This is a genomic window from uncultured Butyricimonas sp., from assembly GCF_959596855.1.
GTDB classification, from domain to species: Bacteria; Bacteroidota; Bacteroidia; order Bacteroidales; family Marinifilaceae; genus Butyricimonas; species Butyricimonas muris.
This window is the reverse complement of the sequence record NZ_CAUFYA010000009.1, coordinates 121,345-133,592: the sequence shown is the minus strand read 5'-3', so window position 1 is coordinate 133,592 and position 12,248 is coordinate 121,345. Positions and strand designations below refer to the sequence as shown.

At 43.9% G+C, this 12,248-nt stretch carries 9 protein-coding genes; 7 read left to right on the top strand and 2 right to left on the bottom strand.

All coding sequences use genetic code 11. The features are described from left to right. Window positions 1–315, bottom strand: a 315-nt coding sequence (locus tag Q5866_RS06340; RefSeq protein WP_303179537.1) for a chromate transporter, incomplete at its 3' end; no start/stop codon positions are given. Window positions 316–407: 92 nt separating this feature from the next. On the opposite strand from Q5866_RS06340, the gene Q5866_RS06335 reads away from it, so the two are divergent. Next, a complete protein-coding gene (locus tag Q5866_RS06335; protein ID WP_303179535.1) occupies window positions 408–2,540 on the top strand; it encodes a DUF3352 domain-containing protein in 2,133 nt (710 codons plus the stop codon). A gap of 35 nt (window positions 2,541–2,575) precedes the next feature. Here Q5866_RS06335 and Q5866_RS06330 read toward each other — a convergent pair whose 3' ends face one another. Further along, on the bottom strand, window positions 2,576–3,832 hold the full coding sequence (locus Q5866_RS06330) for a peptidoglycan DD-metalloendopeptidase family protein (protein WP_099291533.1): 1,257 nt from the start codon (window positions 3,830–3,832) through the stop codon (window positions 2,576–2,578). Between the two features lie 409 nt (window positions 3,833–4,241). Between Q5866_RS06330 and Q5866_RS06325 the strand changes: the two genes are divergently transcribed. The 6 genes from Q5866_RS06325 to Q5866_RS06300 all read left to right on the top strand — a co-directional run bounded on the left by Q5866_RS06325 (window position 4,242) and on the right by Q5866_RS06300 (window position 12,242). Continuing rightward, a complete protein-coding gene (locus Q5866_RS06325) occupies window positions 4,242–5,168 on the top strand; it encodes an ABC transporter ATP-binding protein (protein ID WP_303179533.1) in 927 nt (308 codons plus the stop codon). 11 nt (window positions 5,169–5,179) lie between these two features. Then, the gene (locus tag Q5866_RS06320) at window positions 5,180–7,486 is read left to right on the top strand and encodes a Gldg family protein (RefSeq protein WP_099291535.1); all 2,307 of its coding nucleotides are present in this window, start codon (window positions 5,180–5,182) and stop codon (window positions 7,484–7,486) included. 124 nt (window positions 7,487–7,610) lie between these two features. Continuing rightward, a complete protein-coding gene (locus Q5866_RS06315; protein WP_099291536.1) occupies window positions 7,611–8,945 on the top strand; it encodes a DNA mismatch repair protein in 1,335 nt (444 codons plus the stop codon). Then, window positions 8,942–10,279 carry a hypothetical protein gene (locus Q5866_RS06310; protein ID WP_303179531.1) on the top strand — a complete coding sequence of 446 codons (1,338 nt, stop codon included), beginning with the start codon at window positions 8,942–8,944 and terminating at the stop codon, window positions 10,277–10,279. The genes Q5866_RS06315 and Q5866_RS06310 overlap by 4 nt, the downstream gene beginning before the upstream one ends. Window positions 10,280–10,443: 164 nt before the next feature. After that, a complete protein-coding gene (locus tag Q5866_RS06305) occupies window positions 10,444–11,001 on the top strand; it encodes an RNA polymerase sigma-70 factor (protein ID WP_292265335.1) in 558 nt (185 codons plus the stop codon). Window positions 11,002–11,096: 95 nt separating this feature from the next. Next, on the top strand, window positions 11,097–12,242 hold the full coding sequence (locus Q5866_RS06300; protein WP_303179528.1) for a FecR family protein: 1,146 nt from the start codon (window positions 11,097–11,099) through the stop codon (window positions 12,240–12,242). The last annotated feature ends 6 nt before the right edge of the window (window positions 12,243–12,248 follow it).

Below are 12,248 nucleotides of genomic sequence, written 5' to 3'. Positions count from 1 at the left end.
GTTATCCTTGAAGTCTGTAAAGATCATGGCAATGAGCAGGATCACGATAAAGGAGGGTAGTATGGTACCGAGGCTGGAAAAGATGACACCTTTTACCCCCCGTGCCTTGTACCCGACGAAGATTGCCGTGTTGAGGGCTATCGGACCGGGGGCTGATTGGGCGATGGCGAGCATTTCGACAAATTCACTCTCTTTCAGCCACGCCTTTTTCTCCACGACCTCTTTCTGGATTAGAGGGATCATGGCATAACCGCCTCCAAGGGTGAAGGAACCGATCTTGAAAAATGATATGAATATTTGCCAGTATGAAGCCATAATTTGTATTAAATATCTGTCGCGAAGATACGATAATCCCGTCTAAATTTCTTAATATTGTGGTATCGAAATAGTGTAGCGGAGTGAAATATATGCGGAAAAGTACAAAGAGGAAATTAATTGTCGTGTCAGGCCTTTTGCTGGGGTTCGGTTTGGTCGTGTGGCTTGGTGTTTTCCGCAACTTGGGGAAGTTTAATACCCTGCAAGCGGTGCCCGCGGATGCGGTTTTTAAGGTGAATATTCGTTCCGTGAATAGTGTTCATGAACGTTTGCGGAGGAATTTTATCTGGCGCTCGTTGAAGAGCTATCCGTATTTCGAGGAGTATCATTCGGATTTACAGTATATAGATTCTTTGGCGAATAGTTACCCGAAGATGAAGCGTATCGTGACGGATCGTCCCGTGACCATATCCTGTCATCAGGTGGCGCTGAATGATTACGATCTCTTGTATGTTTGTGATTTGGGTAAACTGAACGTGATTCGCCTCTTTGAATCGTGGTTGCTCGCGCTCGTTGAAGATGATGAAATACGGGTGAAACGGTTCAAGGACCCGAACGGGGAGATTCGGGAATTGACTTGGGCGGATTTGCAGTTTTATTTCACGATCAAAGATAATCTGTTGATAGCCTCGTTGTCCCGTTCTTTGGTTTCCCGTTCGCTTGCCCGTTGTAAGATAAAGAAGAATACCGGGATGGTGGCGGCATCGGGCGATATGATTCTGGATATCGATCATCGTCAATTGGGAAAATGGATTGCCTCGGTCATGGAAAAATCCGCGGTGGTAAACGAGGTCGCTTTATTGAAGAATACCCGGTTGATGTTGCAGTTGAATGATAAAAATCTGCGTTTCACGGGGGAAACGAATCCCGACTCAAGTAGCTTTTCGTTGCTGGATGTGGTGAATTCTCTCGAGGGCGGAACTTCTTCCGTGAAGAATATAGCGGGCGAGAATACGGCGGCTTATATCTCTTTCTGTTTCCCTTCATTCGAGAAGGTGGAGTCTTTGTTGTTGGAGAATTACAAGACAAATAATTCGCGGTCTTACGCGGAGATCACGAAATCTTTGGAGAGGATGAATAAATGGTTGGGGGTGGATGTGTTGGATTTGTTTTCTTCATGGATTGGGAACGAGGTGACGATCATTAAGCCTCGTTTGGAAAGCGGGCAACGGGCGGATAATATCGTGTTGGCTGTCCGGGGGAAAGATATTGATCTGGCGAAAGATCAGTTGGCTTATCTGGCGGAACAGATTCAGCGAACGACTCCCGTGAAGGAACGGGTGATTGAATATAACGGGCACACCATTCATTATTTCCGTTTGAAGGGTTTCTTCAATCTCTTTTTCGGGGGGATGTTTGATAGGTTCGAGCGACCTTATTATACTTTTCTGGAAGATTACGTTGTTTTCAGTAATTCCCCGGAGACGCTTACCGAGATGATCAAGGAATACGTGTTGGGAAACACGCTGTCCCGTAACGAGAAGTATTTGCAGACGATGGAAAGTCTGGGGAGCAGGAATAACGTGTTCGGGTACGTGCAGGCTCCGAATACATACGAGTATTTGTATGGTTCTTTTAAAGCGGATTCCCGGGATGAGCTGGAGAAGAACAAGGGGGCGTTTTTGAGTTTCGAGACGGTGGGGCTTGCTCTATCCAAGAATGGAGATGCTTTTAAGACGCAAATTGTGGCAAATTATAATGCCAAGGCTCCCGAGGAGTATCGTATGCGGGAGTTGAACCGGCAGTTCGAGAATCAGATTGATCAGATAGAAGCGGGGGGTTATTATCCTGTCGTGCCGGATAGTATTGCGATTGGTTCCCGGGAATATTACGAGTATTCAACTGATAAAGTGCTTTTTCGCGGGGCATTGAAGGACGGGTATCCGGATGGGGTATGGTGCGTGTTTAACAAAGCGGGTAAGTTGATCGGGCAGTTGCCTTACAGCACGGGCAAGATTGACGGGGTAGCACCCTTCTTTTACGAGAACGGCGAGTTGTTGGCGCAAGTGAGTTACAAGAAAGGGGAGATTAGTTATTACAAGGAATTTTTTCCGGACGGCACGGTACGGGCGGAAATCGGATTCCGGAAGGGCGTACGGCATGGGGAAGCCAAGTTCTATTACGGCACGGGACATTTGTGGTGCGAGGGACGTTACAAGAAAGGGTTGCATGCCGGAAAATGGCGTTACTATAAGGTGACGGGGGAAACGATTTATGATTTATGATTTAGTGATTGACGATTCTGAGATTTTCTTCATTCTTAGATTTTTCTTAGTAAGTTCACCAGTGAATCTCTCACTTGTGTGAAGTGAGGCATGTTTTCGGGTGAAACGGGTTCTTTCGGGGGAGAACTCATTTTCAACGGATTGATGGGGGTTCCGTTTTTGTACACCCGGAAATCCAAGTGAGGACCGGTGGCAAGTCCGGTGGCTCCGACGTAACCGATGGTTTCGCCTTGTTTTACGCGTTTGCCGGGTTGAATGCCTTTGGCGAATTTGGATAGGTGCATGTAAGTGGTGGAGTAGACACTATTGTGTTTTATGGTCACATAGTTGCCGCCGCCGTTTGCCTGATATGCTTTTTTCACGACAACCCCGTCGCCGATGGTGTACACTTCCGTTCCCGTGGGGGCTGCATAATCTACGCCGTGATGTGCCCTGTATCTTTTCAGCACGGGATGAAAACGGTTGTTGGAGAATCCCGAGGATATACGGGAGTATTTTAACGGGGCTTTTAAAAAGGTTTTCTGCAAGCTGTTGCCTTCTTCGTCAAAATAGGAAAATTTGTCGTTTTGCTCGAAGGGGATAGCGTAGAAGTCTTTGCCGGTGTTCGTGAAAATCGCCGCTTTGACATTGAAGTCACGTAGAGGTTTGTCCTCGACGTACGATTGCTCGTATATAACCCGTATCGAATCGCCCTTCGCCAAACCGAAGAAGTCGATAGACCAAGCGTATATTTCAGATAACGTGATTGCTAAAGTGGGATCGGTGTTTGCTTCAACCATGGCATTCCATAAAGAAGAGGTTATACCTACTTTGGCAGTGTGTTCTTTTTTTACCACGTCTTTTTGTCCCACGTACACTTCCGATGTTTCTTTGAAGTCGATCACCACGTATTCGAGGGCGTTCTTCTCGTATATAAAGAACTCGGGGGTGCGAAGACTGTCTTTAGCGAGGAAAAGAGTATAGTTTTGACCCCGTTTGATACTTCTCACGTCAAAAACATCTTTACAGCGTTGCGCGATCTCGTGTATTTTGGCAGGGGATACCTTGTACCTCGCGAGGATGAGAGAAAGGTTCTGGTTTTTCTCCACTACACCTTCCGCTATCTCGAAGTTATCGGAGGGGATGCCATATTTATAATGTACTTGCTGTAACTCTGTCGTGTCCACGACTTCGTCAACAGCGTTGGCTTCCAGTATCGCTTCTTTATTTCCTTTGTTACTCGGCCAAAAAATGACAATCCCCAGTACAAGGCCTATGGCTGCCCAAATCCAAATCCATTTCGTCTTTTTCATCTTCTTTTCTTACATCCGGTTAATCGCGTCGGTTCAGGCTTGCAAGTTAGGTGATTTGCTTTTAACCTGCAACAGAGTGCTTCTTTTTTTATCCACATGTTGTCGTTTGTGAAAACTTTCTTAATGTTGTTATTAACAAAACGTTAAAGTTGATTTTTTATTGTTGATGCGATTTGTAATTTACTACTTTTGACATGATGGAATGTCAAAAAGTGTTTTTATAATGACGTGAAGAAGATTTAGGAGAGAAAAGGGTAATATTGTATTAACCAGTTGTTTGAATGGTTGGGAAATCTTAAAGTTTTCATAAAATTGATTTTGGAATAACACTAAATCAATTCTGAAACGTCTATTTATAAAGTTTGCAAAAGTGTTGTTGTAAGAGCATATTAATTTTAATAACAAATTTATGGAAGAGCCAATTGTAAAAGTCGAACATTTGTCACATCGCTACAGCATTCAATGGGCGGTACGCGACATTAGTTTCGAGATTCCTGTACGGGGAATTTATGGTTTGCTGGGATCGAACGGTGCCGGTAAATCAACCACGATGAACATTATTTGCGGTGTTATCAAACAAACGGAAGGTAATGTTTTTATCAGCGGGATTGACACCCGTAAACATCCGGTGGATGCTAAACGTCATATCGGTTTCTTACCCCAGAAGCCCCCTTTATACGGTGACTTAACTGTAGAAGAATATTTACTTCATTGTGCCAGATTGCGCTGGGTTCCGGATAGTGAACTTAAATCTGCTGTAGAGGAAGTTTTAGCACGATGTGGTATCACTCATTTTCGCAAGCGTTTGATTAAGAATTTGTCAGGTGGTTATCAACAACGTGTTGGTATCGCTCAGGCGATTGTTCATAAACCTGCTCTAGTAGTGTTTGACGAGCCGACGAATGGGTTGGACCCGAACCAGATCATGGAGATTCGTCATTTGATCAAGGATATCGCGCAGGATCGTACGGTGATTCTTTCCACGCATATTTTGACCGAGGTGCAAGCCGTTTGCGATCATATCATGATGATCGAGGAAGGAAAGCTCGTGTTCATGGGCTCCGTTGATGAGTTTGACAATTATATTATCCCGAATACCCTTTATCTTTCCATGGTTGATCCTCCGGCAACGGAAGAACTTGCCAAGATTGAAGGCGTACTGGGCGTGGAAGAATTGGGTAACATGAAATTCCGTATTCGTTTCACGGAAGCGCAGGAGGTTATTGATCGTATCGTGAAGGAGAGCGCCGCTAAAGATTGGCGTCTATCCGAGATTCGGGTAGAGAAGAGCTCTCTGGATAGTATATTCGCGGAATTGTCTAAAAAAGCACATTAAATAATCAGGTTATGTTTAAAATGATATATAATATCGCGAGAACGGAATTGCAAATGTTATTCTATTCTCCTGTTGCATGGTTAATCTTGGTCGTGTTCGGTATACAGGCTGGTTTGATTTTTGCCGGTAAGATCGAGGGATTGGTAGTTTCTCAAGAAATGGGATATAGCGTCGCGGGAGCCACGTTTAATATCTTCGCTAATCCTTGGGGGGCCGTCTTTGTAAATATGCAGAATTACTTGTATTTTTATATTCCACTTTTGACCATGAGTTTGGTCAGCAAGGAATTGAGTAGTGGTTCTATTCGCTTGTTGTATTCTTCTCCGATTACCAATCTGCAGATTATCGTGGGTAAGTTCGTGTCCATGATGATTTACGGGCTTTTCATGATTGGTATTCTTCTTTTAATCACGCTTTGTAGCTGGTCTGTTATTAAAGATTTCGATTGGCCAATGGTGTTTGTCGGATTGTTGGGATTGTACCTGTTGATCTGTGCTTACGCGGCTATTGGTATTTTTATGTCCAGTTTGACTTCATACCAGATCGTGGCGGCTATCGGAACGTTTGCCGTGTTGATGGTGTTGAGTATGATTGGGGACTGGTGGCAAGAGTATGATTTCGTTCGCGATGTGACCTATTGGTTGGCTATGCCGGGTAGAAGCGGTAAGTTTATTGCCGGGTTGATTTGTAGTGAAGATTTACTTTATTTTATCCTTGTAGTTTGTTTGTTCCTTGCGTTGACGATTATCCGTTTGAACGCGGTACGTCAAAAGATTCGTTTCGTGATCACGTTGGGAAGAAATGTTGGTGTTATTCTTTTGGTTTGTGTCCTTGGATTTATCACTTCCATGCCGAAAATGAAGGTTTATTATGATGCGACTGCGACTAAAATGAATACGTTGACCCCGAATAGCCAAGAGATCGTGGCTAAATTGGACGGTGGAATGACTATCACCACGTATATTAATGCGCTTGATCCGGGTGCTTCGTGGTATGCCGCTTTCTATTTCCTGAAACCGGATATGGATCGTTTCGAACAATATCTGCGGTTCAAACCGGATATGAAGTTGAAATACGTGTATTATTATGACACGTGTGCGAATCCTCAGTTAGACAGACGTTTCCCGGATAAGAACCTTCGCGAGAAGATGGTTGAGGTTTGTAAGATGTATGGTTTGGATTCCAACAGATTCATGGGACCGGAAGAGATTCGTAAGAAAATCGATTTGTCCGGAGAAGGGAATACTTTCGTTCGTCAAATCGTTCGCGATAACGGGGAAAAAGCTTGGTTACGAATTTATAACGATATGCAACGTTTCCCGAGTGAACGAGAGATTTCTGCCGCTTTCAAACGGATGGTGATGGAACTCCCGAAAGTGGGTATCGTACAGGGACATGGGGAACGTAGTTTCTATGGTGGCAAAGACCGGGATTACAGTGCGTTCGCGGACGATAAAAGTTTCCGTCATTCTTTGTTAAATCAAGGGTTTGACGTGGAAGAAGTTCGTTTGGACAAACAAGTGCCGGAACATATCAATATCGTGGTGATTTCCGATATGCGCGAGTGGTTGACTCCCGCGGAGGAAGCTAATTTGCAACAGTATATCGACCGCGGTGGTAATTTGTTTATTTTGGGAGAACCGAAACGTAGAGACGTGATGAACCCGCTTTTCGCAAAATTCGGTTTCGAGATGACAGAGGGCGTTCTGGTTAAACAGGATACGAATCTTCAAGCTGACGTGATTTTGTCTTACCCGACGAAAGAGGCGGCTGACAGTATCGCTTATGATTTCGGAACGATGCGTAGATATAGAATGGTGATGTCTACCCCGAGTGTAGCCGGATTGGAGCAAATTGCGGATAAGGGATACAAGGTTACGACCATGTTCAAGACGGATACCATTGGTGTTTGGAACGAATTGGAAACCACGGACTTTATCGACGACACGATTCGTTTGAATCCTGCTATCGGAGAAGTAGAGAAGACCTATTCCACGGCTGTGGCATTATCAAGAAAAGTTGGGGATAAAGAACAAAAAATTATCTTGACGGGTGATGCGGACTGTATCAGTAACGGTGAGTTCGGAAGAAGAGTTCCGACCGCGCGTACTTCTAACTATACTTTGGTAACGGGAGGATTCTTCTGGTTATCGGATGGAGAGGTGCCTATCGACGTGAGACGTCCGCCGCTACCGGATGATAAGGTATATGTCGCGAAAACGGGAGCTTGGATTATCAAGTGGTCGTTTACTCTCTTGATACCCTTGCTTTTGGCTGCTGCCGGAGTTCTTATCTGGATTCGCAGAAAAGGAAGATAGTATGATTTCCGATTTTAGATTTATGATTTTAGATTTAAAATGGAAAAGATAAGAGAATTTGAAAATGTGGATATGTAATGATTCACATTTTCAATTCTCAATTTTCAATTTTAATTGATATAGAATGAGTTTTAAAATAGACAAACAAACGTTGGATGATCTGGCGATCTTCGGGAATAACCGGACCAAATCTGTTTACGAGATTTTTAACCGCACGCAAACACGCGGTGGGGCGAGAATTCTCGAAGAGATGTTTCTTTATCCCTTGTCGGATGCCGACCAGATTAACGAGCGGAGTGACGTGATTCGTTATTACCGCGATATAGAGGCGGTATTTCCTTTCCGGAGCGAGATTTTCGATACCATGGAATTTTACCTCGGTAATACTGACCGTCGCACGCAATTGATGACGCAGGATAACACGTTGGGACGCAAGTTCAAGAATTTGGTGGGAACGGACACGGAATATACCCAGTTACATAACGGGATTGTATGTTGCATTGAGTTGTTGAATACTTTGGGTGATTTTCTGAAGAATTCAAAGTCGGACACGGGCAACAAGACGATAGCCGATTTGACGGCGAATTTGAGAGGGTTGCTTGATAACGAGAAATGGGCGTGGTATACTTCCGAGAAAGGAAAGAAGAAATTGGCTTACGAGCAAGCGGTGGTTTACGACCGCGTGTTCCGTTTCGAGGAACGTGATAAGATGATGAAGATTCTTTACTACGTTTACCTGCTTGACGTTTATATGGCGGTGGCGAAGGTGGCACGGGATCGCAATTTCGTTTTCGGTAAGGCTTATCCGAACGACCGCAATATCTTGAAGCTGAAGGGTGCTTTCCACCCGTTCCTGACAAAACCGGTAGGCAATGATATAGAGGTAGACGAGAATAGTAACGTGATTTTCCTGACGGGAGCGAATATGGCGGGAAAATCAACGTTTATGAAAACTTTCGGGATCTCTATCTTCTTGGCTCACGTGGGATTCCCGATTCCCGCTAAAGAGATGGAATTTTCCGTGCAGAACGGGATGTTCACGACGATTAATCTGCCCGATAACCTGAGCATGGGATATAGTCACTTCTATGCTGAAGTGTTGCGGGTGAAAAAAGTGGCACAGCAAGTGCGTCAGACTCAACATCTGATCGTGGTATTCGACGAGTTGTTCCGGGGTACGAACGTGAAAGATGCTTACGATGCAACGGTGGCGGTGACGGAAGCTTTTGCCGGAATCCGAAATTGCACGTTTATAATCTCGACACATATCATTGAGGCGGGTGAGGTACTGAAGGAACGCTGTGACAATATCAACTTTGTTTACCTGCCCACGAAGATGGAGGGGAGTAAACCGATCTATACTTACACGCTGGCTTCCGGTATCACGGATGACCGCCACGGTATGATGATCGTGAATAATGAACGGATTATTGAAATCATTAAAAACGGAGAGGCATGAGTTTTGAAACAGATAAACAGACGCTGGATGATTTGAACCTGCTAGGTAAGTACAAGAATAATTCCGTTTACAGCATGTTCGTGGGGACGATTACCCGTGGCGGGGAACGTATGATGGAAAATATGTTCCTGCACCCGCTGACGGATGCGAAGGCTATTAATGACCGTTCTTCCGTGTTCCGTTATTTCCGGGATCACGATTTCGGGTTCCCGTTCGAGAAGGACGAGTTTGACGTGGTCGAGCAATATATCACCGGTGCAAGCAGTAAAAACGGTTTCCGGAATATATTCCAGCTTTTGAAAGCGAAGTCGATGCATTATATCAGTAATGATCCGGAATTCAATATTATCCGGGAGCGGATACTGATGTCGATCAAGTTCTACCGGAAGGCTCGTGAATATTTCGATAAACTGGCGACCGATGTAGCGGGCAATCCGTTCCAGAGCGTTGTTGAGAAGGGACGTTCGTTATTGAAGGATTCCCGCATTGATAAATTGTTAGGACATCCCCGTCAGGATAATCCGGGGTTGGTCAATCTGATCGCTTTTGACCGGGTATTTCGTTGCTTGTTGAACAAACAGTTCAAAGAGGTTATCGAGTTATTGCAGGGTGTCGACTTGAACGTGGTCGTGGGTAGAGTGGCTAAAGAGAAGAATTTCTGCTTCGCGATGGCTGCCGATGACGGCGAAGTGCTGGTAGCCGCAACGGGTTTACATCATCCTCGTATTGATGGTGCGATTTCCAATGATCTGGAAGTGACCGCATCCAAAAATATTTTCTTCCTGACCGGGGCAAATATGGCGGGAAAGTCTACTTTGATGAAATCCTTCGGTATCGCCGTTTACATGGCACACATGGGTTTCCCGATTGCCGCGAAGACAATGCAATTCCGTATACAGGACGGTATGTACACTTCTATCAATGTGCCGGATAATATTAACTTGGGTTACAGTCACTTCTACGCGGAAGTGTTGCGCGTGAAGAACGTGGCTATCGAGGTGAGCCGCAACAAGCGTTTGATCGTGATCTTCGACGAGTTGTTCAAGGGAACGAACGTGAAAGACGCTTTCGATGCCACTTTGGCGGTAACCGAGGCCTTGGCGGAAAGACGTAACAGTGCTTTCATGATTTCGACGCACATTATCGAGGTGGGACAGGAGTTAGGCAAGCATTGTGATAACGTGACTTTCGCTTACCTGCCGACCGTGATGAAAGGTAAGTTGCCGACTTATACTTACGTGTTAGAGCCGGGAATCACGAGCGACAAGCACGGTATGATTATTATTAATAACGAGAAGATTATAGAGATAATCAAAGGTGAAGTCGCCTCTTAGTTCGAGAGCCGACACCATGAAAATATCCCGGGGCTTGTGGCTTCGGGATATTTTTTGCCTGAATGAATGTTAAAACGGAGTGTAATTGTTGAAAGGTGTTTATTTTTCGTTATTTTTGAATTATTGAAGTGTGATAGTGAGTGTGGATCTTTTATATGTAAGTGATGGTTAGTAATGAATCAGTAAAAATAGTGGATCTTTCCGATTCCAAGCAGTTTAAGGCGGGATACGAGCAGTATTTCACCGCTTTGAAATATTTTGCCCTGCAATATATAAAGGATGAGGAGGTTGTTTTTGATTTGTTACAAGACTTTTTCATGAAGTTGTGGGAAAAAGGGGAAGTCTTTCAGAATGAAGAAACTCTTAAAGTATATCTTTACCGGGGAATACGTAATAATTGTTTAACTTATATCCGAAACAAGAGAAGGGCGGAAAAGCGTCTGGAGGGATATACTTGTGATGAGCTTGAAGAAGACTTTGTTAGTAAAGTTATAGAGGCAGAGGTTTTTGCCATGATAAATCAGGTTTTTGAAGAATTACCGGAATCCTGCAAAAGAGTGTATCGTTTAAGTCTGGAAGGAAAATCTCATCAAGAGATCGCGGACGAACTGCATATCGCTATAAATACAATTAAACGACACAAGAATAATGCCAATCATTATATCCGGGAACGTTTGGAGAAGTTGTTGATATTGATGATGTTAATGGCTCCTGATATTTGAATGTCTAAAATTATTCCAAAAGCATAACACCTCCATAGAATTTTGGCGTCTTTAATATAGATACATGAAATAGATGAATTTATATTAAAGTGATTATGTATAAAATTTCTCGGATATTATTGAAGTATTTTACATTCGGGACAAACGATGAGGAAACCCGGGAACTGGAACGATGGCGAAAAGAATCCGATCGTCATGAAGTCCTTTTCCGCAAAATAGGCTCGCCTGATTATTTGCAACAGGCCATGGACCCGTTACATAAAAAAGTGCTTCAAGAACAATGGTTTTTATTGGATAAGAAAATCCGATACAAGCGACGCCATAAACGGATGGCTTTCATGATTCCTGCGGCAATAGCTGTAATATTGTCGATGGTATGCATGTTGGTTTACACGTACACGAAACAGGAGGAGCCTGTAAAAAAAGAGAATCTGGTAAACAATGAATCTTTTGTTCACTCGAAAGCCGTGATCTATTTGGCTGAAGGCGGAAAACTTGTTGTTTTCAAAGATTCTGTTTTGAAGATGAACGTGACCGAGGCTCCCGTGGAAAATCGTCTTGATACGGTTGCTTTTCTTGCACAAGAGGTCGAGAATCTTTCAATGAATAAGCATCGGTTGGAAGTCCCTCGCGGCGGGGAGTATGTAGCCCGCTTGGAGGATGGGACGGTTGTCCACATGGATGCGATGTCCACTCTTGTTATCCCTCAAAAATTCAGTAAAGATTGCCGTGAGGTGGAATTAATAGGTCATGCTTATTTTTCCGTGGCAAAGGATAGTACTCGCCCATTTGTCGTGCGATCGGGTGACCTGAAAGTCCGGGTGCTAGGTACCGAGTTTGATTTTAATACTTATCAGGGCGATATTGCCACCACGACCTTGGTTAGAGGAAGTGTTGAAGTGGCTTATTTGCAATCGGTATATCGATTGAAACCTAATCAGCAGGCAAAAGTCGATTCGGAGGGAAAGATTGTTGTTTCGGATGTAGACGTGTATCCTTATGTTGCTTGGAAGGAGGAACGTATTGTATTTATAAATCAAACTCTCGGTGAAATAATGAGAGTTTTGGAAAGATGGTATAGTATGGAAGTCGTCTTCCTTTCCAATGACATTAAACAGGAATGTTTTACATTGGATATAGAGAAGTACGGGGAAATAAATCCCGTGTTGAAATCAATAGAAAAGACGAATAAAGTATATTTTGAATTAGTCGGGAATCAAATTCTTGTTTATAGAAAATAAATAAAT